The 25,715-nt window shown below is 59.4% G+C and carries 23 protein-coding genes; 12 read left to right on the top strand and 11 right to left on the bottom strand.

The genetic code is table 11. The annotated features are described in order from the left end of the window. Positions 1 to 7 precede the first annotated feature (7 nt). The 7 genes from HX811_RS18990 (at position 8) to HX811_RS19020 (ending at position 8,904) form a co-directional block, all read left to right on the top strand. Positions 8 to 1,954: a type VI secretion system Vgr family protein gene (locus HX811_RS18990; protein WP_134327538.1), complete on the top strand. Its 1,947-nt coding sequence runs from the start codon at positions 8 to 10 to the stop codon at positions 1,952 to 1,954. 15 nt (positions 1,955 to 1,969) lie between these two features. Next, positions 1,970 to 2,404: a DcrB-related protein gene (locus HX811_RS18995; protein ID WP_177028069.1), complete on the top strand. Its 435-nt coding sequence runs from the start codon at positions 1,970 to 1,972 to the stop codon at positions 2,402 to 2,404. 14 nt (positions 2,405 to 2,418) lie between these two features. Next, the gene (locus HX811_RS19000; protein WP_256344444.1) at positions 2,419 to 6,732 is read left to right on the top strand and encodes an RHS repeat-associated core domain-containing protein; all 4,314 of its coding nucleotides are present in this window, start codon (positions 2,419 to 2,421) and stop codon (positions 6,730 to 6,732) included. Between the two features lie 11 nt (positions 6,733 to 6,743). Beyond that, complete coding sequence (locus tag HX811_RS19005) at positions 6,744 to 7,295, top strand: hypothetical protein (RefSeq protein WP_177046878.1); 552 nt, start codon at positions 6,744 to 6,746, stop codon at positions 7,293 to 7,295. A gap of 131 nt (positions 7,296 to 7,426) precedes the next feature. Then, positions 7,427 to 8,074 carry a hypothetical protein gene (locus HX811_RS19010; protein ID WP_218172341.1) on the top strand — a complete coding sequence of 216 codons (648 nt, stop codon included), beginning with the start codon at positions 7,427 to 7,429 and terminating at the stop codon, positions 8,072 to 8,074. 123 nt (positions 8,075 to 8,197) lie between these two features. After that, on the top strand, positions 8,198 to 8,395 hold the full coding sequence (locus HX811_RS19015) for a hypothetical protein (RefSeq protein ID WP_017476743.1): 198 nt from the start codon (positions 8,198 to 8,200) through the stop codon (positions 8,393 to 8,395). A gap of 134 nt (positions 8,396 to 8,529) precedes the next feature. After that, a complete protein-coding gene (locus HX811_RS19020; protein ID WP_134327542.1) occupies positions 8,530 to 8,904 on the top strand; it encodes a DUF4259 domain-containing protein in 375 nt (124 codons plus the stop codon). A gap of 109 nt (positions 8,905 to 9,013) precedes the next feature. Here the strand turns inward: HX811_RS19020 and HX811_RS19025 are convergent, their stop codons facing one another. From HX811_RS19025 to HX811_RS19035, 3 genes are all read right to left on the bottom strand, one after another. After that, positions 9,014 to 9,289, bottom strand: a complete 276-nt coding sequence (locus HX811_RS19025) for an HU family DNA-binding protein (RefSeq protein ID WP_003213368.1) — start codon at positions 9,287 to 9,289, stop codon at positions 9,014 to 9,016. 191 nt (positions 9,290 to 9,480) lie between these two features. Further along, positions 9,481 to 10,629: an NAD(P)/FAD-dependent oxidoreductase gene (locus HX811_RS19030; RefSeq protein WP_003213371.1), complete on the bottom strand. Its 1,149-nt coding sequence runs from the start codon at positions 10,627 to 10,629 to the stop codon at positions 9,481 to 9,483. 48 nt (positions 10,630 to 10,677) lie between these two features. After that, on the bottom strand, positions 10,678 to 10,845 hold the full coding sequence (locus HX811_RS19035) for a rubredoxin (protein WP_003213373.1): 168 nt from the start codon (positions 10,843 to 10,845) through the stop codon (positions 10,678 to 10,680). Positions 10,846 to 11,040: 195 nt separating this feature from the next. Between HX811_RS19035 and HX811_RS19040 the strand changes: the two genes are divergently transcribed. Together HX811_RS19040 and ubiA are read left to right on the top strand one after the other, a co-directional pair. Continuing rightward, positions 11,041 to 11,604 carry a chorismate lyase gene (locus HX811_RS19040; protein ID WP_177046880.1) on the top strand — a complete coding sequence of 188 codons (564 nt, stop codon included), beginning with the start codon at positions 11,041 to 11,043 and terminating at the stop codon, positions 11,602 to 11,604. Further along, positions 11,604 to 12,494, top strand: coding sequence for a 4-hydroxybenzoate octaprenyltransferase (gene ubiA, locus HX811_RS19045; RefSeq protein WP_003213378.1), 891 nt, complete (start codon positions 11,604 to 11,606; stop codon positions 12,492 to 12,494). Before HX811_RS19040 ends, ubiA begins: the two co-directional genes overlap by 1 nt. 33 nt (positions 12,495 to 12,527) lie before the next feature. Here the strand turns inward: ubiA and HX811_RS19050 are convergent, their stop codons facing one another. Next, the gene (locus HX811_RS19050; protein WP_003213380.1) at positions 12,528 to 12,908 is read right to left on the bottom strand and encodes a hypothetical protein; all 381 of its coding nucleotides are present in this window, start codon (positions 12,906 to 12,908) and stop codon (positions 12,528 to 12,530) included. Positions 12,909 to 13,060: 152 nt separating this feature from the next. Here HX811_RS19050 and phoB point away from each other — a divergent pair, with 152 nt between their 5' ends. The 3 genes from phoB to HX811_RS19065 all read left to right on the top strand — a co-directional run bounded on the left by phoB (position 13,061) and on the right by HX811_RS19065 (position 16,581). Next, positions 13,061 to 13,750, top strand: coding sequence for a phosphate regulon transcriptional regulator PhoB (gene phoB, locus HX811_RS19055; RefSeq protein ID WP_003195617.1), 690 nt, complete (start codon positions 13,061 to 13,063; stop codon positions 13,748 to 13,750). A gap of 43 nt (positions 13,751 to 13,793) precedes the next feature. Further along, positions 13,794 to 15,116, top strand: a complete 1,323-nt coding sequence (gene phoR / locus HX811_RS19060) for a phosphate regulon sensor histidine kinase PhoR (RefSeq protein ID WP_177046883.1) — start codon at positions 13,794 to 13,796, stop codon at positions 15,114 to 15,116. Positions 15,117 to 15,240: 124 nt separating this feature from the next. Then, positions 15,241 to 16,581 carry a hemolysin family protein gene (locus HX811_RS19065; protein ID WP_003213385.1) on the top strand — a complete coding sequence of 447 codons (1,341 nt, stop codon included), beginning with the start codon at positions 15,241 to 15,243 and terminating at the stop codon, positions 16,579 to 16,581. A 3-nt stretch (positions 16,582 to 16,584) separates the two neighbouring features. Here HX811_RS19065 and HX811_RS19070 read toward each other — a convergent pair whose 3' ends face one another. The 7 genes from HX811_RS19070 to HX811_RS19100 form a co-directional block, all read right to left on the bottom strand. Continuing rightward, positions 16,585 to 17,235, bottom strand: coding sequence for a M23 family metallopeptidase (locus HX811_RS19070; RefSeq protein ID WP_008439474.1), 651 nt, complete (start codon positions 17,233 to 17,235; stop codon positions 16,585 to 16,587). A 245-nt stretch (positions 17,236 to 17,480) separates the two neighbouring features. Beyond that, a complete protein-coding gene (locus HX811_RS19075) occupies positions 17,481 to 18,380 on the bottom strand; it encodes a response regulator (RefSeq protein ID WP_003213389.1) in 900 nt (299 codons plus the stop codon). A gap of 124 nt (positions 18,381 to 18,504) precedes the next feature. Further along, on the bottom strand, positions 18,505 to 19,266 hold the full coding sequence (gene phoU, locus HX811_RS19080) for a phosphate signaling complex protein PhoU (RefSeq protein ID WP_003213392.1): 762 nt from the start codon (positions 19,264 to 19,266) through the stop codon (positions 18,505 to 18,507). A 72-nt stretch (positions 19,267 to 19,338) separates the two neighbouring features. After that, entirely contained in the window at positions 19,339 to 20,172 is an 834-nt protein-coding gene (pstB, locus tag HX811_RS19085; protein WP_003213395.1) for a phosphate ABC transporter ATP-binding protein PstB, read from the bottom strand. A gap of 174 nt (positions 20,173 to 20,346) precedes the next feature. After that, on the bottom strand, positions 20,347 to 22,017 hold the full coding sequence (gene pstA, locus HX811_RS19090) for a phosphate ABC transporter permease PstA (RefSeq protein WP_008439475.1): 1,671 nt from the start codon (positions 22,015 to 22,017) through the stop codon (positions 20,347 to 20,349). Positions 22,018 to 22,032: 15 nt separating this feature from the next. Beyond that, the gene (locus HX811_RS19095; protein WP_177046896.1) at positions 22,033 to 24,066 is read right to left on the bottom strand and encodes an ABC transporter permease subunit; all 2,034 of its coding nucleotides are present in this window, start codon (positions 24,064 to 24,066) and stop codon (positions 22,033 to 22,035) included. 430 nt (positions 24,067 to 24,496) lie between these two features. Further along, on the bottom strand, positions 24,497 to 25,486 hold the full coding sequence (locus HX811_RS19100; protein WP_003213401.1) for a phosphate ABC transporter substrate-binding protein PstS: 990 nt from the start codon (positions 25,484 to 25,486) through the stop codon (positions 24,497 to 24,499). Positions 25,487 to 25,715 lie beyond the last annotated feature (229 nt).

Raw genomic sequence — 25,715 nt, forward strand, 5'->3', positions numbered from 1 at the left:
ACTACCGATGCTTTTTAACCAAGCCTCACGCCTGGCCAAGATCACCAGCCCCCTGGGGCCGGATGTGCTGCTGCTCAATGAAATGGGTGGCGGCGAAGAGCTGGGTCGGCTGTTCAATTTCGAACTGCAGCTGACCTCGCTGGACGCCAACATCGACCTCAACCAGTTGCTGGGCAAGCCCATGAGCCTGAACCTGCAACTGGCGGACGGTGGCGAGCGGCACTTCCACGGCATCGTCGCCCGCTGCAGCCAGAACATCGACCAGGGCCAGTTCGCCAGCTATCAGGTGACTTTGCGCCCGTGGTTGTGGCTGCTGAGCCGCACCTCCGACTGCCGGATTTTCCAGAACCTGAGCATCCCGCAGATCATCAAGCAGGTGTTTCGCGACCTGGGTTTTTCCGACTTCGAAGACGCCTTGAGCCGCCCGTACCGCGAGTGGGAATACTGCGTGCAGTACCGCGAGACCAGCTTCGATTTCGTCAGCCGCCTGATGGAACAGGAAGGCATCTACTACTTCTTCCGCCACGAGCAGGACCGCCACGTGCTGGTGCTGGCCGATGCCTACGGTGCCCACGCCAACGTGCCCGGCTACGCCTCGGTGCCTTACTACCCCAAGGACGAGCAGCAGCGCGAACGCGACCATATGCACAACTGGCACCTGGCACAGGAAGTACAACCCGGCTCCCTTGAGCTCAACGACTACGACTTCCAGCGTCCCAGCGCGAGCATAGACGTACGCTCGGCCATGCCGCGCCCGCACACCGCCGGCGACTACCCGCTGTACGACTACCCCGGCACCTACGTCAAAAGCGAAGACGGCGAACACTACGCCCGCACCCGCATCGAAGCCCTGCAAACCCTGCACGAACAAGTGGAGTTCAGCGGCAACGCCCGGGGCCTGGGTTCCGGCCACCTGTTCAGCCTCACCGGCTTCAGTCGCCGCGACCAGAACCGCGAATACCTGATCGTCGGCGCCCGCTACTACATCTCCCAGGAAAGCCTCGAAAGCGGCGGTGGCGCGCCTTCGGCCCAGTTCGAAAGCACCCTTACCTGCATCGACGCGCAACAGAGTTTCCGCCCACTGGCCAACACCTACCGGCCCATCGTCAAAGGCCCGCAGACCGCGCTGGTGGTGGGCCCCAAGGGCGAGGAAATCTGGACCGACCAATATGGCCGGGTCAAGGTGCATTTCTATTGGGACCGCCACGACCAGTCCAACGAAAACAGCTCATGCTGGATTCGCGTATCGCAGTCCTGGGCCGGAAAAAACTGGGGCTCGATGCAGATCCCACGGATCGGCCAGGAAGTGATCGTGAGCTTCCTGGAAGGCGATCCCGACCGGCCGATCATCACCGGCCGCGTGTACAACGCCGAGCAGACCGTGCCTTACGATCTGCCGGAAAACGCCACCCAAAGCGGGATGAAAAGCCGCTCCAGCAAAGGCGGCACACCAGCCAACTTCAATGAAATCCGCATGGAGGACAAGAAGGGGTTGGAGCAGTTGTACATCCATGCCGAGCGTAATCAGGACATCGTGGTGGAGGTGGATGAAAGTCATTCGGTGGGGCATGACCGGAACAAGAGTATTGGGCATAACGAGACGGTGACGATTGGCTCAAACCGCCTGCGGGTCGTGCGCAACAACGACACCGTGATTGTGGGCGGGGCCAAGTCCGACAGCGCCGCCACGACCTACACCGTCGAGGCTGGCGACAGTATTCGCCTGGTGTGCGGCGACAGTGTGATTGAGCTCAAGGCTGGCGGAGACATCAACCTGACCTGTGGCTCGTTCAACCTGTTTTCCACCGGCAGCAGCAAAATCCAGACGAAGGGCAAACTGGATATCAACCTTGGCAGCGACAAGGGCACGGTGCCCGGCGCCCAAGGCGTGCAAAGCACGATCAAGTCCGCCGTCGAATCAAAATTTCCCGGCAAGCCCGGCGCTGGTCAATAACGAGATTTCTCCACGATGAATTACCTGATCAACGAAGCCCAATTCACCCTGCCCGATGCAGAGGTACAGGACACCTCGATCAACATTCTCAAGTTCGCCAAGCTGGGCACCACGTTGGTGGTCAGCCGCAGCCCGTTGGCCGATGGCGAGACCTTGCAAGGCAACTTCGAGGGTCAACTTAAAAAGCTCGAACAGCAGGTCAAGGACCTTCGTTATTCGCCGGCGCAAGCCATCAAGGTGGGGCCGGCGCAGGACATCGACGCCTTTGAAGTGCAGAACCGTTTCAACAAAGGCAGCGACAATATTTACCAATATCAGTTGGCAATGCAGATACCCGGCACACGCAACCTGATCGCCTTGAGCTACGTCAAGACCCAGCCCCTGGGGCCTGCCGAGGCGGCTCATTGGGCAACGCTCAAGAACACGCTCAACTTTGCCGTCACCCCCTGAGCAGAGTCTGAACAATGAGTGAAGACCTCTGGGCTGCCCGCGAAGGCGACGCGCTGCTGCACACCTCGGTGATGGCCGATATTCTCGGCGGCGTGCTGGAAGTGGCCGCCTATGCCGCACTCACTACCGTGGGCTGCCTGGCCGTTGCAGGGGCGGTTTTCCTCGCGACCGGTGCGACCATCGCCACAGGCGGCGTTGCATTGGTCTTGGTAGTGGGGGCAGTCGTTGGGATCACCGCAGGGCTCACAGGGGCTGACCTGAAAATATCCAGTTGGTGCGAGTCCGCCGCCAACTGGGTGTTCCCGCCGGTGATCGATGCCTTCATCACCAGCGGTTCGGACAACGTCTTCATCAATGGCAAAAAAGCTGCCCGCGCCGCAGGCAAGATGACTGCGGTTCCGGTCGCACCCAGCGAACCGCCAGCCCCCAGCTTCCTGGACATGGCCGGGGAGTTTTTCTCACAGATGTGGCGCCCGACCGTCGCCTCCCCCGCCCCCGGCACCGAGCCTTGCCCGCTGGACACCGTGGGGTGCAACAAGCACCCGCCAATGCCCCTGCAATTCATTGCCGAGGGGTCCAGCTCGGTATTCATCAATGGCCAGCCTGCGGCGCGCAGTGGCGATCGCAGCACGTGCGACGCCAAGATCGGCACAGCCTCGGGCCTGATCTCGCCGGATGTGCGCATTGGTGGCGGAACCATCGTGGTGCAGGAGATTCGCAGCGGCAAGACGCCGGGCGTGGGTTTGGCGATTGCGGTGGTGATGGCGTTGCGGGGCAACCTGAAGTGTTTCTGGACCAAGCTACCGTGCCTGGTCGGTGGCTTGGTGGTGGGCGGTGCCATTTCGTATGCAACCAGCAAGGTCACCTCTGCGCTCAAGAGCGCCATGAATGGCTCGCCCAATCCGGTTCACAGCGCGACCGGGGCCAAGGTCCTGGGAGGGGACGAGGAGCTGGATTTCGTGCTGCCGGGTTTGCTCCCGATAGATTGGCAGCGTTTCTACAGCAGCCTCGACACACGCCAGGACGGTCTCTTCGGCGCGGGCTGGAGCGTTGCGTATGAAGTGTCGATTGAGATAGATGCAGACGAAAACCTGCTCTACATCGATGAGCAAGGACGCCGTCTGGAAATCGGCTACATCCCCTTGTCCGGCGGAGCATTCGACCCGGGCGAAGGCCTTGCGGTCAGGCGCAGTGCCGACGGCGCGGTATTGATCGAGAGCATCGACGGCCTGTATCGCCTGTTCGAGCCCGACCCGCTGAACAGCGCGCGGATGCGTCTGCAGCTGCTGGGTGATCGCAATGAAGGGCGGATCTTTCTCGACTACGACGCTCAGGGGCGGCTGTATCGCCTGCGCGACACCCATGACTTGATGCACGTCGAACTGAGCTACTCGGCTGAACACCCACGGCGCGTGAGCCACATCGAACGGCGTTATCTGCGCCAGGAACATTTCGATGCGCGCAGCGATGTGCTCGTCAGCTACCGCTATGACAGCAACGGCGACCTGGCTGAAGTGTTGGATGTGCAAGGCACAACCCTTCGACGCTTTGCTTATGACAATGGCCGGCGAATGGTCGAACACCAGTTGCCGAGTGGCCTGCGCTGCTTCTATCAATGGAGTGCAGTGACCGGCCCGGACGGTGAAGAGTGGCGCGTGAGCCGCCACTGGACAGACGCAGGCGATGAATACACCTTCGACTACGATCTCGACGCCGGCATTACCCGCGTGACCGATGGCCTGATGCGCGTCAGCACACGGCATTGGAACCCGCAGTACCAGATCACTCGCTACGTCGATAACCTGGGCCATACGTGGCAGTTCGAGTGGAGCGAAGATCGCCAGTTGCTCGGCGCGATTGACCCGCAAAACGGTCAGTGGCGCTTCAATTATGACGCGTCCGGCAACCTGAGCGCGGTGATCGATCCACTGTCCAGAACCAGCGGCACGCAGTGGCTCGCGCACTGGGCGTTGCCCCAAGTAGAGACCGACCTTGCGGGCAACAGTTGGCATTACCGCTACGATCAGCGAGGCAACTGCATCGAGGAAATCGACCCGCTGGGCAATAGCACGCGCTATGTCTACGACGGGTTCGGTCAACCGGTGCGCATCATCGATGCCACGGAAAAAACCAAAACGCTGCATTGGAACGAATGGAGCCAACTGGTCGAAGCGGTGGATTGCTCGGGTTATCCCACCCGTTATCAATACGATGCCTTTGGCAATCTGGTGGTGCAGACCAATGCGGAAGGTGAGTCGGTTCGCTACCGGTACGGTCCTCAGGGGCTATTGCTGGAATGCCAGCTCCCGGATGGCCGCGTGGAACAGTTCCAGCGCAGCGCCAGCGGTTACCTGACGGCCCATGTCGACCCGGCCGGCAGCACCACGCGCTATGCCTATGACCTGCGTGGCCTGGTCAAACAGCGCTGGGATGCGCACAACCGCACGGTCATGTTCGACCATGACGCCTATGGCCGATTGCGCAAGCTGACCAATGAGAACGGTGAAAGCTATCGCTTTGAGTGGGACGCGTGCGACCGCATGGTGCGGCAGCATGACCTCGACCAGAGTCAGCGCTGCTACACCTATGATCCGCTGGATGATGTTGTCGCCGTGGACTTCCTGCCGGGGACGGAAGGCGAACCGGTAGCGCCATTGTCACACCAGTTTCAGCGAGATCCGGTTGGACGCCTGGTCAGCAAAGTCACCGCCGACGGCACCACCGTTTACGAACATGATCTGAACGACCAACTGGTCGGCGTCACGTTCACCGCGATTGACGGTCAGCAGCAGCGACTGGGTTTCAGCTACGACGCACTGGGGCAACTGCTGCAGGAGCAAAGCACAGCGGGCTCCTTGCAGCATCACTACGACGAATTGGGGAACCTGATTCAGACCCAGTTGCCCGACGGTCGATGGCTCAACCGCCTCTACTACGGCAGCGGTCACCTGCATCAGTTGAATCTCGATGGGAAGGTCATCAGCGACTTCGAGCGTGATCGTTTGCATCGCGAAGTGCAGCGCACTCAAGGCCAACTCAGGACGAACACCGCGTATGACCGCAGTGGAAGGGTTCGCTCACGCCAGCGCCGCAGTATTGACCAACCGTGGCAGTTGCCGCCGTTGGTTGAGACTGACTACAGCTACGATCCCAGCGATAACCTGATCGGGCGTCGGCGTGTTGACCGTGTTCATGATCGTCAAGAGCAGTTGGGTTACGACAGTACCGAACGTATTCTCGTCAGCCACCAAGTAGGACAGACCGAAACCTTTGCTTATGACGCGGCAGCCAACCTGCTCGACGGCCCACGACAGGGTGGCTTGGTAAGGCATAACAGGCTGCTCACCTACCAAGACAAACGCTATAAATACGATGCTTTTGGTCGAATGATCGAAAAGCGTAGTGCTGTTCGAGGCTTGCAACGGTTTGCCTACGACGCAGAAAGCCGACTGGTTGAAGTGCGCAATGAAAACGGTAATGTGGTCAGGATGACCTACGACCCATTGGGCCGTCGCACTGAAAAAACAGAGCATGACAACGATGGCTATCCACTGGGGGTGACACGCTTCACCTGGGACGGATTACGCCTGCTGCAGGAACATAAACACAGTCAAACCAGCCTCTATATTTATGAGGACGAGGGTTACGAACCCCTTGCGCGTGTCGACGGTATGGGGCCGCTGCAAAAAATCCGCTATTACCACAACGACCTCAGTGGCCTACCGGAGCAGCTAACTGAGGATGACGGTCGTGATGTTTGGCGCGCGAGCTATCGGGTATGGGGTAACACATCGGAAGAGGTGCGTGAACCGTCCTACATTGAAGAACAGAACCTGCGATTTCAGGGGCAATACCTAGATCGGGAGATCGGGCTGCACTACAACACGTTCCGATTTTATGACCCTGATGTAGGCCGCTTTACGACAACCGACCCCATTGACTTGATGGGTGGAATCAATCTTTATCAGTACGCCCCAAATCCGGTCACATGGATCGATCCGTTGGGCTGGGCGTGCGGTCACCATGGGCATCACTCCGATCCGAAATTCATGGGCGGCAAACATAACCAAAAGCTGACAAAACTCACCGATACTGATCACAAACAGCTTCACCGCGATATGAACGACTTCCTGGTCGGAAAAACAAAAGTCGTCAATGGAAGCCCTGTACATATGCGGCCACAACGGGGCAACAGCGGCGCAAAAATTCAAGCAAACTTCACCAGAACTGAAAGGCTCCAGGCGCTTGCTGACTTCTACAAAGGAAAAGGGGCACAATACAAAGATGCTGTTGTCGACTTCTTCACACAACATCCGGGACTAAAGTAATGACTAGATTCTTGACCATCGCCTACGACTTAAGTGCCATCAATAATCATGCCTACTATTTTGAGGAGGCACCTGAAAACATATTTTGCAAGAGCTGTGGTTGCTGCATTGATCCTAGCTACCAACCCGCAGAACTTAGAACACCAAACAAAACTGATATTGGCGTAACTTATGATCGGAGGTTCATCGCATCACTGCGCTTCAAGGAATACATTGACAGTTTAGATCTGAACGTTGATTTTTCATTGATCAATGAAAAAAAACAACTATTTCTCATCCGACCCAAGCACGTTATCAGCTACAGCGCTCAACAGCAGGAAAACCTCTGCGGTACCTGTCATCAGTATTTTGACTGTGTGGCCCCTCTCCCGACATTCTATCAGGAAACTGGAAAACCTCTTGAGCACGGAATGTTTTTCACAAGTATTAGCTTCGGTAGCGGAAAGGAAAAAAGTCCTTCCATTATTCTCGGCATCGAAACGGCACTTGAGATTAAAAGCGCAATAAAGTCATTGAAATTCAGAGGAGCCGACATAAGCAAAATTATTTCTCCTCAAAATTAATTGGCATAAAGGGAGCCGATACAAATGGACGGGTTTATTTAGACTTACAGCCATAAGATAAATTAAATAAATCAGCCCTTCACCAGTATGTCACACCCGTTAACCGTTAGTTTTTCGAAGCGAACAATGCAATGAATCTGAGTATACTCATCCTACAAGAAAGTGACGCAGCCGCTCTGAATGAGCGTATCTGTATTCGCCATCTGGGCCACCACATTACGCAGATATTCATGACACTGTTGCCCAAGGTGAACATCAACGGCAGTAGTAAAATCGTCGTTTCTTTAGGCCCCCGCGGCGACGAAGACGTGTTTGACAATGTGTTGGGCGTGACAAACATATTTATAGAAGACTTCGACTTTAAACTTTTTTTATCCCTTGATCGTCTCAACCAAGACAAAAAACTTTTAGAGACATTACGAAATGCACTCATTGATATCGCTACGAAAAAAGGAATCAACGAGGCGACTGTTGAGGTCATAAACTCTACTGCTGACAGCGTCTTAGAAACACACTTTCAGCTGGAGACTTCGATTAAAAAGCTTGCAAAAAACAGCAAAGACAAAAAGCACAAAATTGCTATTTTCAGGCTCTTGAACGCAGAAGTCGGAGAAAGCTGGTATTGCAACGTGCAGGGTCCAACAAAAAACAAAACCTGGATGCACGAAGTCCCAACTTTCATTGATCGAAGTGATTTTTTCAAGAGCGCAGAACTCCACAAAAATAATTACAAGGTAAAAAATCGATTGGGGAACGTCGTTTTTGAGCTGACTTTTTAATAATTAATAAAAAACAGCTTTGAGGGGGCGGCCGTTTAATTACCGCACACCCATCTGCCCTCCTACGCCTATAAACTCAATTGGATGTACTAGGCAGAGAAAATCACTTATTAGGAGTTGCCTATGTCTCGCCACGAATTAATAAAGCTTATATTGAAAATCCAGCACAACGAAGGAACTGAAGAAGAGGCAAGTGCGAACATAGACTTATTGGCAAATAGTGTTTTAGATCCGGATGCTGTCGACTATATTTTCCAACATGACTGGACTGCTGAGTTCATCGCCGACAAAATTATTTCGTACATCCCCATAGTATTATAAAGTGCAATCCTTATAGGGTGAGCACTAGGCCTGAGAACTATAAAATGGGCAGATTTATTTAGGCCAATCATCATCAGGTAAATTAAATAAATCCGTGCCGGTCACCGGCGGGAAAGTTTTCTGAGAAGTAAAAAATGGGCACCTGGAATTACAATCCTTGGGAAAACGATGAAGCCGCCGACTGGTTTCAAGAATTTTGGAAACAACAGAATTTCGCAGTCCTGATCAACGAAATTAACCAGTTTGATCCCACTGAAGAACGTTATGACGCCTTTAGGGCTGCCTGTTATCTATTACAAACCCTGGGCAACCCCTATATATGGCCAGCGGAGCATTTGGCAGAACTGAAGCCCCTGATCCAGCACGCGATTTCAATACTGACGCAAATGATTGACCCAACCAATGAAGACTGGGGGTTTCTTGATATGTGGGGAGGCAGTGCTGATGTCATCAAGGCAGTGGAGGAGCAAGTCGACGCTCTAAAAACGCGCTTAGGCGAACTGGCTTAATCTGGCATACGTACCAGCCCCCAACAAAAAATGGGCACCCGACCCAGTCGGCGTGCCCATTTTTTATCCCGCGCTCACACTCGCATGTGCGTAGCGCAGGCTTCTTTACTTACGGATTGACGCTGTCTTTAAGCGACTTGCCTGGCTTGAACGCAACGGTGTTGCTCGCCTTGATTTTCACCGGCTCGCCGGTTTGCGGGTTTTTGCCGGTGCGGGCGCCGCGGTGGCGCTGCAGGAAGGTGCCGAAGCCCACCAGGGTGACGCTGTCCTTGCGATGCAGCGCGCCGGTGATTTCTTCAAGTACGGCGTTTAGTACGCGGTTGGCCTGTTCTTTGGTCAGGTCTGCTTTTTCTGCAATAGCGGCTGCGAGTTCTGGTTTACGCATAAGTGAAGCCTCTTTGACGGTTTTTTGTTGTTATGTCCGTGCTGCTCTCTATCGGAGCAGCGCCCAAGGCGCCGCAGGCTCTACTCTGCGGCAGACGGGAGTGAGGATGGCATGCCATCGGGGCCTGCGCCAGTCTCACGGCGACCTTTCTACGGTCAAAATGATGCTTATTCCGACAGAACGACCAGCATTTACGCCAGCAGCGGCGGAAGTTCTTTGTTGAGGGCCAGTTTTTCCATCACGGCCGTGCCGGTCAGGGCGTAGCCCAGCAGTCGGCCGCTGGCGTCGCGGCACAGAGCCTTGATGTCGCCGCCCTGCCCTTCGACGCTCCACACGCCTTCGGTGCCCCGTGGCGGTGGCGAGACGACCAGCGGGCAGATCGGGGTTTTTACCGTGACGGGCATAGGGCCGTAGCTGACGGCCGTCGCGTTACCCGCCAGGGTCTGGGCCAGGGCGCGGGCGCAGCTCATCAGGGGCATTACGTACAGCAGGTTCAGGCCATCGACCTCGGCGCAGTCGCCCAGGGCGTAGATGTTGGCGTGGGAGGTCTTGAGGTGGCGGTCGACCATGATCCCGCGGTTGATCTGCAACCCGGCGGCGGCGGCCAGGTCGACACGGGGGCGCAGGCCGATAGCAGACACCACCAGGTCACACTGGATCACTTCGCCATCAGACAAGTGGGCTTCCAGGCCGTCAGCGGTGCGCTGCAGGCGATTGAGCACCGGGCCCAGGTGGAAACGCGCCCCCAGGCCTTCCAGACCGGCCTGCACCGCTGCGGCGGCTGCCGGGTGCAGCAGGGTCGGCATGACTTGCTCGCACGGCGCCACCAGGTCGATCTCGTAGCCGCCGAGGATCAGGTCGTTGGCGAACTCGCAGCCGATCAGCCCGGCACCCAGCAACAGCACCCGGCGTTTTCCGGCCGCAGCGGCACGAAAGCGTGCGTAGTCTTCGAGGTCGTTGATCGGGAAAATCAGCTCGGCGGCGTCGCCCTGTACCGGCACCCGCACGGTTTCTGCGCCCCAGGCCAGGATCAGGTCGCGATAGGCCACCGCTTCCTCACCGATCCACAAGCGCTTGTGGCCCGGGTCGATGCCACTGATGCGGGTGTGGGTACGCACTTCGGCCTTCAGTTGCTCGGCCATGGCGCCCGGTTCCGCCATGCTCAGGCCGTCGGCTTCCTTGTTCTTGCCAAAGCCGGTGGAGAGCATGGGCTTGGAGTAGGAGCGCCCGTCATCTGCGGTGATCAGCAACAGCGGGGTTTCGCTATCGAGCTTGCGAAACTCCCGAGCCAGGTTGTAACCGGCCAAACCCGTGCCGACGATCACGACAGGTGCGTTCATTCCTTTCTCCTTGTAGTACGTTTCTTGAATTGCGATTTAAATCAGCAATCAGCCGATTTCGATCATTTCGAAATCCATTTTGCCCACGCCGCAGTCCGGGCACAGCCAGTCTTCGGGGACGTCCTGCCACAGGGTGCCCGGCGCGATGCCGTCATCCGGCCATCCGTCTTTCTCGTCGTAGATCAGGCCACAGACGACACATTGCCACTTCTTCATTACTTGTTTCCTCAGGTCCAGGCGCGTTGGCCGACGGTCGATAGATGCAACCTTGCCGTGCGGCTCAGGGCGTTTTGTACTGATCAGCAGGCGCAGATGCAAGCATGATCGACGCATGGGCCTGGCGCACTCCGGCAAAAGTCCAGGGCACCATGGTAAGCTCGCCGCCTCATTAACTGCCAATAATGACCCTCCGTGCCGCATTCAAACGCCCTTCCCGCTGCTTGCCGATGGCTGACCCAGAGCCTTCTGAGCCCACTGCCCGCGCCGCTGACACTCAACTGGCTGTTCGATGAAGGTTCGCTGACCCGGCGCCTGACGCGCCTGTCCGACGATGGCTTCAGCGTGACGCCGTTGTTCGAAGGCTGGCAGCCACTGCGAGACGACGAATGCGCCACCCTGGACTTGCCCGCCGCCAGCATCGGCTGGGTGCGCGAGGTGTATTTGCGTGGCCATGGCCAGCCGTGGGTGTTTGCCCGCAGCGTGGCGGCCCGCAGCGCCTTGCAGGGCGACGGCTTGCACATGGACGAGTTGGGCAGCCGGTCTCTCGGGGAATTGCTGTTTTGTGACCACGCCTTCACGCGCCAGGCCATCGAGGTGTGCCGCTACCCACGGGAATGGCTGCCCCCGGCGGACCAGGCCGATCACCTGTGGGCACGCCGCTCGCGCTTCGACCGCGGGCCGCTGAGCGTGCTGGTGGCTGAAATCTTCCTGCCGCCCCTGTGGCAAGCCGTGCACGACCATCCGGAGCGTTTCTGATGTACCAGCGCCTGCTCAAATCCCTGAATCACCTGAACCCAAGGGCCTGGGACTTCATCCAGTTGACCCGCATGGACAAGCCCATCGGCATTTACCTGCTGCTGTGGCCCACGCTGTGGGCGCTGTGGATTGCCGGCAAGGGTTCGCCATCGCTGCTCAATATCCTGATCTTCGTGCTCGGCGTGGTACTCACCCGGGCCGGCGGTTGCGTCATCAATGACTGGGCCGATCGCAAGGTCGACGGCCATGTGAAACGCACCGAACAGCGCCCGCTGGTCAGCGGCAGGATCAGCTCGAAAGAGGCCCTGGTGTTCTTCGCGGTGCTGATGGTCATCAGTTTCCTGCTGGTGTTGCTGACCAACTCCATGACGATCTGGCTGTCCCTGGGCGGCCTCGCGCTGGCGGCCAGCTACCCGTTCATGAAGCGCTACACCTATTACCCGCAGGTGGTATTGGGCGCGGCGTTCTCGTGGGGCATGCCGATGGCGTTCACCGCCGAGACGGGCAGCCTGCCCGCCGCGGCATGGCTGTTGTACATCGCCAACCTGTTGTGGACGGTGGGATACGACACGTACTACGCCATGACCGACCGCGACGATGACCTGAAAATCGGGGTCAAATCCACCGCGATTCTGTTCGGCGATGCCGACCGGGTGATCATCCTGACCCTGCAGGGCCTGGCACTGGTGTGCCTGTGGCTGGCGGGGATGCGTTTTGAGTTGGGCGGCTGGTTCCACCTGGGCTTGCTGGCGGCGGCCGGGTGTTTTGCCTGGGAGTTCTGGTACACCCGGGACAAGGACCGGCTCAAATGCTTCAAGGCGTTTTTGCACAACCACTGGGCCGGGTTGGCGATTTTTGTCGGGATTGTCGCGGACTACGGATTTCGGTGAGAGGCCAGGCCCCTCACCCTTATCCGGCTCACATCAAGGCTTGGCGACCTTCCACGCCCCGTCCATTTTGCCTTCGCCGGTCATGTCACCGGCCTTCTTGTCCATGATGAAGGTGTAGAGCGGCTTGCCGCTGTAGGCCCACTGGCTTTTCTGGTCGTCACGGGTGATCACGGTCCACTTGCCCATGGGCTTGTCGGTGGATTCGGCCATCAACGGCGGCCAGTTGGTGGCGCACTTGTCGTTGCACATGGATTTGCCATCAGCGTCCTTGGCAAAGGTGTAGAGGGTCATGCCGTTGTGGTCCACCAGCATCCCGTCCTTGGTCATCGCCGGGTCTGCCGCAAACGCCAGTGTCGGCAGCGTTAACGCGGCCGTTACCAGCAGGGCTTTCCAGGAAAAAGTACTGTGAGTCATGGGAACCTTCCTTTTGTGGTTGTCAGGATTCGGACCCAAAGCGTAGTCCAGAGAGGCAAGGATTGCCCAGGCGACTAAATTACTGTCACACGACTGCAATAATTCCGTTATCTAATGCGGCGCAAGACAGTTAAATGACAAGAGGATTTAGCATGGTTGGCAGGAGCATTCTGATCGTTGACGACGAAGCGCCCATTCGCGAGATGATCGCCGTTGCGTTGGAAATGGCCGGCTATGACTGCCTGGAGGCGGAGAACTCCCAGCAGGCCCATGCCATTATCGTCGACCGCAAGCCGGACCTGATCCTGCTGGACTGGATGCTGCCCGGCACCTCCGGCATCGAACTGGCCCGCCGCCTCAAGCGTGACGAGCTGACCGGGGATATCCCGATCATCATGCTCACCGCCAAGGGCGAAGAGGACAACAAGATCCAGGGCCTGGAAGTCGGCGCCGATGACTACATCACCAAGCCCTTTTCCCCACGGGAACTGGTCGCCCGTCTGAAAGCCGTTCTGCGCCGTGCCGGCCCCACCGATGGTGAAGCGCCGATCGAAGTCGACGGCCTGATTCTGGACCCGATCAGCCACCGCGTGACCATCGACGGCAAACCCGCCGAGATGGGCCCTACCGAATACCGCCTGCTGCAATTCTTCATGACCCACCAGGAGCGCGCCTACACCCGCGGCCAACTGCTGGACCAGGTCTGGGGCGGCAATGTGTATGTGGAAGAGCGCACCGTCGACGTGCATATCCGCCGCTTGCGCAAAGCCTTGGGCGACGCTTACGAGAATCTGGTACAAACCGTGCGCGGCACCGGCTACCGGTTTTCCACCAAAGGCTGAGCCAGCCCGAACTGCCCAGACAGCTGAAAGGACGCGTGTTTAAGTGAACCAAAACTGGCATGGCACCCTGATCCGCCACATGCTCCTGTTGATCACCGGCTGCCTGCTGGTGGGCCTGGTCAGCGGCTATTACGGCTGGAGCCTGGCCGTCGGCCTGGGCCTTTACCTGGGCTGGACCCTCAAGCAACTGCTGCGCCTGCACGAATGGCTGCGCCAGCACAAACCCGACGAAGCACCACCCGATGGCTACGGCCTGTGGGGCGAGGTGTTCGACAGCATCTACCACCTGCAACGCCGCGACCAGCGCGTACGCGGGCGCCTGCAAGCGGTGATCGACCGGGTGCAGGAGTCCACCGCCGCACTGAAAGACGCGGTGATCATGCTCGACAGCGACGGCAACCTGGAATGGTGGAACCGCGCCGCAGAGACCTTGCTGGGCCTCAAGACGCCCCAGGACAGCGGCCAGCCGGTGACCAACCTGGTGCGCCACCCGCGTTTCAAGGAGTACTTCGAGCAGGACAACTACGAAGAAGCCCTGGAAATACCGTCACCGACCAACGACCGCGTGCGTATCCAGCTGTACCTGACGCGCTACGGCAATAATGAACATTTGATGCTGGTGCGCGATGTCACACGCATCCATCAGCTGGAACAGATGCGCAAGGACTTCGTCGCCAACGTCTCCCACGAACTGCGCACACCGCTGACGGTGATCTGCGGTTATCTGGAGACGCTGCTCGATAACGTCGAAGACGTGAACCCGCGCTGGACCCGTGCCCTGCAACAGATGCAGCAGCAAGGCTCGCGCATGCAAACCCTGCTCAACGACCTGCTGTTGCTGGCCAAGCTGGAAGCCACCGATTACCCCTCGGACAACCATCCGGTGCCGGTGCAAAGCCTGTTGCAGACGATCAAGAGCGACGCCCAGGCATTGTCCGGGCAGCGTGAGCAGCAGATCACCCTTGAAGCCGACCCGTCGATCCTGCTCAAGGGCAGCGAGGGCGAGCTGCGCAGCGCGTTTTCCAACCTGGTGTTCAACGCCGTCAAATACACCCAGGACAAAGGCAACATCCGCATCCGCTGGTGGGCCGACGACCAGGGCGCACACCTCAGCGTACAGGACTCCGGGATGGGCATCGACGCCAAGCATTTGCCGCGCCTCACCGAGCGTTTCTACCGCGTCGACTCCAGCCGTAACTCCAACACCGGCGGCACCGGGCTCGGCCTGGCCATCGTCAAGCATGTGCTGCTGCGCCATCGCGCGCGACTGGAAATCAGCAGTGTGTTGGGCCATGGTAGTACCTTTACCTGCCATTTTCCGCCGGCACAGATGACACGTTCCCGGGTCATTCATCAGGACGAGTGACCCTCCGCCCGGCAGCCGCCACTAGGCAAGCGCCCCGTCAGCCGCTACATTGGCGGACTTGCGCCTGCCTTTCAGGCCCACCTGCTCACCCTTTTCGATTAGACGGAACCCGCAAAACCCCATCATGGACCCTTCCCCTGGCATCACCCTCGCGACACTCTTCGCCGACTTCGGCATGATTCTTTTTGCACTGATCCTGGTACTGCTCAACGGCTTTTTCGTTGCGGCGGAATTTGCCATGGTCAAACTGCGCTCGACCCGGGTCGAGGCCATCGCCCACAAGAACGGCTGGCGCGGGCAGATCCTGCGCACCGTACACAGCCAGCTCGACGCCTATCTGTCGGCCTGCCAGTTGGGTATCACCCTCGCCTCCCTGGGCCTGGGCTGGGTCGGTGAACCGGCCTTTGCGCACATCCTCGAGCCGTTGCTGGGCGCAATCGGTGTGCAGTCGCCGGAAGTGATCAAGGGCGTGTCGTTCTTTGCCGCCTTCTTCGTCATCTCGTACCTGCACATCGTGGTCGGTGAACTGGCGCCCAAGTCCTGGGCCATTCGCAAGCCCGAGTTGCTGTCGCTGTGGACCGCCGTGCCGCTGTACCTGTTCTACTGGGCCATGTACCCGGCGATCTACCTGCTCAACGCCAGTGCCAACGCCATCCTGCGCATCGCCGGCCAAGGCGAGCCTGGCCCGCACCACGAGCACCATTACAGCCGTGAAGAACTGAAACTGATCCTGCACTCCAGCCGTGGCCAGGACCCGAGCGACCAAGGCATGCGCGTGTTGGCCTCCGCCGTGGAAATGGGCGAGCTGGAAGTGGTGGACTGGGCCAACTCCCGGGAAGACCTGGTGACCCTGGACTTCAACGCACCGCTCAAGGAAATCCTGGCGCTGTTCCGTCGCCACAAGTTCAGCCGCTACCCGGTGTACGACGCCGTGCGCAACGAGTTCGTCGGCCTGCTGCACATCAAGGACCTGCTGCTGGAACTGGCGGCCCTGGACCACATTCCCGAGTCGTTCAACCTGGCCGAGCTGACCCGCCCGCTGGAACGCGTATCGCGCCATATGCCGCTGTCGCAACTGCTCGAGCAGTTCCGTAAAGGCGGCGCGCACTTCGCCTTGGTGGAAGAGGCCGACGGCAAGGTCATCGGCTACCTGACCATGGAAGACGTGCTGGAAGTACTGGTAGGCGACATCCAGGACGAACACCGCAAGGCCGAGCGCGGCATCCTCGCTTACCAGCCGGGCAAATTGCTGGTGCGTGGCGACACGCCGCTGTTCAAGGTGGAGCGCCTGCTGGGCGTCGACCTGGACCACATCGAGGCCGAAACCCTGGCCGGGCTGATCTACGACACCCTGAAACGGGTGCCGGAAGAGGAAGAAGTGCTGGAAGTCGAAGGCCTGCGCATCATCATCAAGAAGATGAAAGGGCCGAAGATCGTGTTGGCCAAGGTGCTATTGCTGGATTAAGCCTTACCGCGTGCCCAACGCAAAGTTGGGCAACGCCTGCACCGGCTGGTTGAATTCATAGGGAATCGACACCAGCCCCGACGCCGTCGTGCGCTGCACCACAAAATGCAGATGCGGCCCGCTGCTGTTGCCGGTATTGCCCGACAGCGCCAGCGGGCTGCCCACCGCCACGCGCTGCCCTTCCCTGACGCTGACCGACCCTTGCTTGAGGTGCAGGTACACGCCTTGCGTGCCGTCATCGTGCTGCACCCGCACGAAATTGCCCGATGGATCGCTGCCGCGCCCGCTCTGCTCGTTCTCGGTTTTCAGTACGACACCGCCACGTGCCGCGATGATTGGCGTGCCTTCAGGCATGGCAATGTCCATCGCATAACGGCTTTTGAGCTCGGAGTGGCTGAAGGTACCGTTGGGGCCTTGGGTGAGACGGAACGGCCCGCCACGCCAGGGCAAGGGATAACGATAGGAAGCGGGTTGCGACGGATATACAGGCTTGGGAATCACCCGCTCCTGATACACAAACGCCTGCGCCCCGGGCGTGTACCGGTCGCTGAAGACCACAGCGCCGTCGGCGTCGATGGATTTGTAGAGGGTCATGGACATCGCCGGCATGACAACGGCGAACAGTCCACACAACAGCAGTGAGCGCACGAGCATCAGGTTGGCCTGCCAGGGACGACTGGATGGCAGGCTAACAAGGGATCATGACAGTGCTATGTGAACCTTCCACTGCCCCTGTGGCGAAGGAGCCTGCGTGGCGAGGGAGCTTGCTCCCGTTGGGGCGCGAAGCGGCCCTGATAAAGTCACTGCGGTTCTGCAAAACAGACTGCGCCAAAGTTCTCGGGGCTGCTGCGCAGCCAACGGGAGCAAGCTCCCTCGCCACAGGTAAAGCGTTAACGCTGTCACGCACCCGGCACAAAATGCTTCTGTGCGGTCCCGCGGGCGATCAGCCGCGAAATGTAGTCAAGCTTCTGCGCATCCTGGTCGATAAACCGGAAGGTCAGTTGCAGCCAGTCACTGTCGGGCTTGGGCTCGTAGGCCACCACGGCATGCAGGTAGCCATTCAGACGCGCCACTTCAGCGTTCTCACCCTGCTCCAGGTCGAGCACGGCGCTTTCCAGTACCTGAGGCAGGATTTCACCACGACGCACCACCAGCAGCGCCTCCTTGATACTCAGGGCCTTGATCACACACTGCTGGGTGCCACTGGACAGGCGCAACTGGCCCTGGCCACGACCGCTGGCAGGCGACGCTGCCGCAGCCACCTGCACCGGCGGGCTGTTGAGCAGGCCTTTGCTGGGCGCGGCCACCGGGGCCGGCTTGACTGCGTCAGGCTTGCCACCAGTGAGGGCGCTGAGGGAATCGTTACCGAACGCCGAGTTCATCTTGGTCGGTGCGCTGGCGATCAGCGCGTCGAGGCGGCCAATCTTGTTCAGTGCCTGCTTGACCTTGTTCAGCAACTGCTCGTTGGTGAATGGCTTGCTGACGTAGCCGGAAACCCCGGCCTGGATCGCCTGCACCACGTTTTCCTTGTCGCCACGGCTGGTCACCATGACGAAAGGCATGGCTTTGAGATGAGGCTGTTCACGGCACCAGGTCAACAGTTCCAGGCCGGACATTTCCGGCATTTCCCAGTCGCACAGCACCATGTCGAAGGTTTCGCGCATCAGGATGGCCTGGGCCTTTTTGCCGTTCACCGCATCTTCGATCTTGATCCCCGGGAAGTAGTTACGCAGGCACTTCTTCACCAGGTCGCGAATAAACGAGGCGTCATCCACCACCAATACACTGACTTTGCTCATCGACCCTTCATCCTATAAAAACCCCGGCAAGCATAACGCTTCGCTGATGGCGTTTTGCCAAAAATTCCAACACCACAAACGAAAACGCCCGACCAAAGGCCGGGCGTTTATTTCTCGGGCAATCTTACTTATCGTCAGGAACGCCCGGAACATTAGGGATTTGATCGGTCGTACCTTCAACTTCTGCTTTCATCCGCTTGAGGCCCATGTGCCGCACGTCGGTACCCCGCACCAGGTAAATCACCAGTTCCGAGATGTTGCGTGCGTGGTCGCCGATGCGTTCCAGCGAACGCAGTACCCAGATGATGCTCAGTACCCGTGAGATAGAGCGCGGGTCTTCCATCATGTAGGTCGCCAGTTCGCGCAGCGCCGTCTTGTATTCGCGGTCGATGGTCTTGTCGTATTGAGCCACCGACAACGCCAGCTCGGCGTCGAAACGGGCAAACGCGTCGAGGGCGTCGCGAACCATGTTGCGCACCTGGTCACCGATGTGGCGCACTTCGACATAACCACGCGGCGCTTCGCCTTCCTCACACAACTGGATGGCGCGGCGGGCGATCTTGGTGGCTTCGTCACCGATGCGCTCCAGGTCGATCACCGACTTGGAGATGCTGATGATCAAACGCAGGTCGGACGCCGCCGGCTGACGACGGGCCAGGATGCGCAGGCATTCTTCGTCGATGTTGCGTTCCATCTGGTTGATCTGGTCATCGATCTCGCGCACTTGCTGGGCCAGGCCCGAGTCGGCCTCGATCAGCGCGGTGACGGCGTCGTTGACTTGCTTCTCCACCAGCCCGCCCATGGCCAGGAGGTGGCTGCGCACCTCCTCAAGCTCGGCGTTGAACTGCGCGGAGATGTGATGGGTAAGGCCTTCTTTGCTAATCATGTTGGCGTCCTTGGAACGTCCAGTAAGGTGCGGTCGACCGCAGCATCAGTTCAGTGAGCAACCAGCCACCTGCTAGCCGTAGCGACCGGTGATGTAGTCTTCGGTCTGCTTCTTCGCCGGGTTGGTGAACAGGGTATCGGTGTCGCCAAATTCCACCAGCTTGCCCATGTACATGAACGCGGTGTAGTCGGAAACCCGCGCCGCCTGTTGCATGTTGTGGGTCACGATGACGATGGTGAACTTGGATTTAAGTTCGTAGATCAGCTCTTCGACTTTCAACGTGGAGATGGGGTCGAGTGCCGAGCACGGTTCATCGAGCAGCAGCACTTCCGGCTCCACGGCGATGGTGCGGGCGATCACCAGACGTTGCTGCTGGCCGCCGGACAAACCGAGGGCCGACTCGTGCAGGCGGTCCTTGACCTCGTCCCACAGCGCCGCGCCTTTCAGTGCCCACTCAACGGCTTCGTCGAGGACGCGCTTTTTGTTGATGCCCTGGATGCGCAGGCCGTAGACCACGTTTTCGTAGATGGTCTTGGGAAACGGGTTGGGCTTCTGGAACACCATGCCCACCCGGCGCCGCAGCTCGGCCACGTCTTCGCCCTTGCGGTAGATGTTGGTGCCGTACAGGTTGATCGCGCCCTCGACGCGGCAGCCGTCCACCAGATCGTTCATCCGGTTGAAGGTGCGCAGCAGGGTCGACTTGCCGCAACCGGACGGGCCGATGAAGGCGGTCACGCGCTGCTTCGGAATGTTCATGCTGACGTCGTACAGCGCCTGCTTGTCGCCGTAGTACAGGCTCAGGCCCGGTACTTCGATGGCCACGGTTTCCTGGGCCAGGCTCAGGCTCTGCTTGTCGCGACCCAGGGCTGACATGTTGATGCCGTGGGAATGGGTTTCATGTTGCATGGGATGCTCCCTGTGCTACCAATTCGTTCGTTGAACCGCCGGGGCGGTTTACCCAAAATCTGTGTCTAGCGCTAACCCTGTGGGAGCTGGCTTGCCTGCGATGGCATCACCGCGGTGTACCTGTTCAACCGAGTCGCCGGCATCGCAGGCAAGCCAGCTCCCACAGGTGCCCGCTTAACTGTCCAGCGCTTTGTATTTTTCGCGCAGGTGGTTACGAATCCACACCGCCGACAAGTTGAGCGTGGCGATCACCAGCACCAGCAGCAAGGCGGTGGCGTACACCAGCGGCCGCGCGGCTTCGACGTTGGGGCTCTGGAAGCCGACGTCATAGATATGGAAGCCCAGGTGCATGATCTTCTGGTCCAGGTGCAGGTACGGGTAGTTGCCGTCCACCGGCAGCGACGGCGCCAGTTTCACCACACCCACCAGCATCAGCGGCGCCACTTCACCCGCGGCGCGGGCCACGGCGAGGATCATGCCGGTCATCATCGCCGGGCTGGCCATCGGCAGCACGATCTTCCACAGCGTTTCCGCCTTGGTCGCGCCCAGTGCCAGAGAACCTTCACGTACGGTGCGAGGAATCCGCGCCAAGCCTTCTTCAGTGGCCACGATCACCACCGGTACCGCCAGCAGCGCCAGGGTCAGGGATGCCCAGAGCAGGCCAGGCGTACCGAAGGTCGGTGCCGGCAAGGCCTCGGCGAAGAACAGCCGGTCAACCGAGCCGCCCAGTACGTACACAAAGAAGCCAAGGCCGAACACGCCGTAAACGATGGCGGGTACACCGGCCAGGTTGTTCACCGCGATGCGGATGATCCGCGTCAGGGTGTTCTGCTTGGCGTATTCACGCAGGTACACCGCCGCCAGCACGCCGAACGGGGTCACGATCATCGCCATGATCAGGGTCATCATCACGGTGCCGAAGATCGCCGGGAAAATCCCGCCTTCGGTGTTGGCTTCCCGTGGATCGTCGCTGAGGAATTCCCAGACCTTGCTGAAGTAGAAACCAACCTTGGTCATGTAGCCCATGGCGTTCGGCTGGTAAGCGTGCACCACCTTGCCAATGCCGATTTCGATTTCTTTGCCGTTGGCATCGCGGGCGGTCAGGCTGTCGCGGTTGAACTGGGTGTGCAGGTCGGCCAGGCGGGCTTCGATGTCCTTGTAGCGGTTGTTCAGTTCGGCGCGGCCGCTGTCCATGTCGGCCTGGGCGGTGGCGTCCAGCTTGCCTTCCAGCTCCAGCTTGCGACCGTGCAGGCGGATGCGTTCGAGGCCGGCGTTGATGGCGCCGATGTCGGACTTCTCGAGGGTCTTGAGCTGGGCCGCGAGCTTGTTGACGCGGTCCACGCGGGCTTGCAGTTCCGGCCAGGCCGCCTCGCCTTCGGCGATCACCTTGCCGTCCTGCTTGACGTTGACCAGGGTGCCGTAGAAGTTGCCCCACTCACGACGCTCGATGGCCATCAACTCGACCGGCTTGGTCTGGTTGGTCAGCCACTCGCCGACGATCCAGGTGAAGTCATTGCCGTTCAAGTCACGGTTGCCGACCTTGATCAGCTCGCGGGTCATGAACTCTGGGCCTTGGTCCGGCACCGGCAAGCCAGCGCTTTTCAGGCGCTCGCGGGGCACTTCTTCTTTCTGTACCACTTCGCCGACGACGATGTGATTTTCCTGGCCCGGCACGTTGTAGTTGGCCTGGATCAGGTCGGCCGGCCAGAAGTGGCCCAGGCCACGCACGGCAATCACGGCCAGCAAACCAATGGTCATGATGACCGCGATGGACACCGCGCCACCGCTGATCCAGACGCCCGGGGCGCCGCTCTTGAACCATCCATTCAGGGAGTTCTGTTTCACAGACTTCTACCTTTCTTAAAGCGACGAGTATTTCTTGCGCAGACGCTGACGAATCAGCTCGGCGAGGGTGTTCATGATGAAGGTGAACAGCAGCAGCACCAGCGCCGAGAGGAACAGCACGCGGTAGTGGCTGCCGCCGACTTCCGATTCGGGCATTTCCACCGCGACGTTGGCTGCCAGGGTGCGCAGGCCTTCAAACAGGTTCATCTCCATCACCGGCGTGTTGCCGGTGGCCATCAGCACGATCATGGTTTCACCGACCGCGCGGCCCATGCCGATCATCAGCGCCGAGAAGATGCCCGGGCTGGCGGTCAGGATCACGACGCGGGTCATGGTCTGCCATGGCGTGGCGCCCAGGGCCAGGGAGCCCAGGGTCAGGCCGCGCGGCACGCTGAACACGGCGTCTTCGGCGATGGAGTAGATGTTCGGGATCACCGCGAAACCCATGGCCAGGCCGACTACCAGGGCGTTGCGCTGGTCGTAGGTGATGCCCAGGTCGTGGGAGATCCACATGCGCATGTCGCCGCCGAAGAACCAGGTTTCCAGGTACGGGCTCATGTACAACGAGAGCCAGCCCACAAACAGGATCACCGGGATCAGGATCGCGCTTTCCCAGCCATCCGGGACCCGCAGGCGGATCGACTCAGGCAGGCGGCTGAAGATGAAGCCGGCCACCAGGATGCCAATCGGCAGCAGCATCAGCAGGCTGAAAATCCCCGGCAGGTGCCCTTCGACATACGGCGCCAGGAACAGGCCGGCGAAGAAGCCGAGGATCACCGTCGGCATCGCTTCCATCAATTCGATCACCGGCTTGACCTTGCGGCGCAGGCTCGGGGCCATGAAGTAAGCGGTGTAGATCGCAGCGGCAACGGCCAGTGGTGCGGCCAGCAGCATGGCGTAGAACGCGGCCTTCAGGGTACCGAAGGTCAGGGGCGCCAGGCTCATCTTGGGTTCGAAGTCGGTATTGGCGGCGGTCGATTGCCAGACGTATTTAGGCTCGTCGTAGTTTTCGTACCAGACCTTGCTCCACAGCGCGCTCCAGGAAACTTCCGGGTGCGGGTTGTCCAGCAGCAGCGGTTGCAGCTTGCCGCCGGCCTCGACGATCACCCGGTTGGCTCGTGGCGACATGCCGAAGATACCGTTGCCGTCGACCACCTGGTCCACCAGCAACGTGCGGTGGGCGGTGCTGTGGAACACGCCGAACTTGCCGGAAGCGTCGAGAGCGGTGAAGCCTTTGCGACGTTCTTCAGCAGTGATTTCAACGATAGGCGCGGTGCCCATCTGGAAGGTACGGATCTGCTTCAGGCGTTGTTCGCCGTCCGGGTCGCGGGCCATGAACCACTGCGCCAGGCCACCGCTGGAGTTACCGATGATCAGCGAGATGCCGCCCACCAGCTGGGTGCTGGCCGTGACTTGCGCCACGCCGTCTTCCAATAACTTGTAGCGACCGTTGAGGCTCTTGTCCCGCAGGCTGAAAACGTCGGCCTGGGCGCGACCGTTGATCACGTACAGCCACTGCTGGCGCGGATCAACGAAGATGGCTTTGACCGGCTCGGTCATTTGCGGCAGTTCGATGCGCTTCTGCTCGGTGGTGACTTCCTCGGTCATCATGTTTTCTTCACGGCTGATGGACAGCACGTTCAGATGGGCACCACTGGAACCGGCCACCACCAGCGTCGAGTCGGTCGCATTCAAGGCGACATGCTCAAGGGAGCGGCCCTGTTCGTCGAGGACGATCGGTGTTTCGCCGTAAGGGTATTCGACGGCGGGCGAGATGGTCTTCTTGCCGTCCGGGTACGACACTTTATAGGTGTGGCGGAACACCAGGGACTGGCCGTTGGACAGGCCCAGGATCACCAGCGGGCTGCCGGGCTGGTCTTCACCAATGGAGGCGACTGTCACGCCCGCCGGCAACGGCAGGTCAACGCGCTTGAGTTCGGCACCCGTGTCAACGTTGAAGAACAGCGCCTGGCCCTTGTCGGAAACCCGCATGGCGACCTGGTTCTGTTCTTCCATGGAGATCATCAGCGGCTTGCCGGCGTCCTGCAGCCAGGCAGGCGCCAGGGCCTCTTCCTTGGTCAGGTTGGCGCCGTGGAACAGCGGCGCGACCACGTAGGCGAGGAAGAAGAAGATCAAGGTGATAGCGCCCAGGACGGCAAGGCCGCCCACCAGCACGTACCAACGGGTCAGGCGATCCTTTAGCGCGCGGATGCGGCGCTTGCGTTGCAGCTCAGGCGTATTGAAATCAATGCGCTTGGGGGGAGAAGTCGTCGTCATGGTGGAATTGGCCAGATCATTCATGCGCACACCCTAGCGATCCTGTATGACAGAAAAATGACAATGCAGTGACGCAAGAAATCCGCCGCGTAGCAGGGCTGGCAGCGGATTAAAAAATGGGAGGCAAGGTCCAGGTCTTACAGACCCCGCCCGGGCCTTGAACCGTGGGTAAACCGCGGTTCAAGGCAGGTTTACCGGCGGCTTATTTGCCACCTTCTTTCAGGCCCAGGTCAGCCAGTGCCTTGGCGGCAACTTTGGCTGGCAGCGGGATGTAGCCGTCTTTCACTACCACTTCCTGGCCCTGTTTGGACAGAACCAGCTTCACGAACTCGGCTTCCAGCGGGGCCAGAGGCTTGTTCGGGGCTTTGTTGACGTAGACGTAGAGGAAGCGCGACAGCGGGTATTTGCCGTTCAGGGCGTTTTCTTCGCTGTCTTCGATGAAGTCAGTGCTGCCTTTCTTGGCCAGGGCCACGGTTTTCACGCTGGCGGTTTTGTAACCGATGCCCGAGTAACCGATGCCGTTCAGCGAGGAGCTGATGGACTGCACAACCGACGCCGAACCAGGTTGTTCGTTCACGTTAGGCTTGTAGTCGCCTTTGCACAGGGCTTCTTCCTTGAAGTAGCCGTAGGTGCCGGATACCGAGTTGCGACCGAACAGTTGCACTGGCTTGTTGGCCAGGTCGCCGGTCACGCCCAGGTCGCCCCAGGTCTTGACGTCAGCCTTGGCGCCGCACAGACGAGTCGAGGAGAAGATCGCGTCGACTTGTTCCATGGTCAGGTGCTGGATCGGGTTGTCCTTGTGCACGAACACGGCCAGGGCATCCACCGCAACCGGGATCGCGGTTGGCTTGTAGCCGTACTTCTGCTCGAAGGCAGCCAGTTCGGTGTCCTTCATCTTGCGGCTCATCGGGCCCAGGTTGGAGGTGCCTTCAGTCAGTGCAGGAGGTGCAGTGGCGGAGCCGGCGGCCTGAATCTGGATGTTGACGTTCGGGTATTCCTTCTTGTAACCCTCAGCCCACAGGGTCATCAGGTTTGCCAGGGTATCGGAACCAACGCTGGACAGGTTGCCCGACACACCAGTGGTCTTCACGTAAGCCGGAATCGCCGGGTCAACACCAGCGGCCACCGCGTTAGCGGTCGCAACGCCAGCAGCGACAAAAGTCATTGCCGCCATCAAACGTTTCAGTTTCATGCCTTGCTCCTAGCAGATAGGGATAGTTGGATCGGGGCCAAGTATCGGTAGGCCGTGTGAACACACTATGTCTGGAATATGACAATTAGATGAAAGGCCAGCATTTATGAAAAAGCTGACAGGAAGGAGAAACGTCAATAAATCCGGGGCTTGCGAGGAGGTTGGAGCGATTTCGTGGAAACAATCTGTAATCGTTGTAAGGCAAAATCTGTGGCGAGGGAGGCCCCAC

This window comes from Pseudomonas sp. F8002 (assembly GCF_013385495.1).
Taxonomy (GTDB): domain Bacteria; phylum Pseudomonadota; class Gammaproteobacteria; order Pseudomonadales; family Pseudomonadaceae; genus Aquipseudomonas.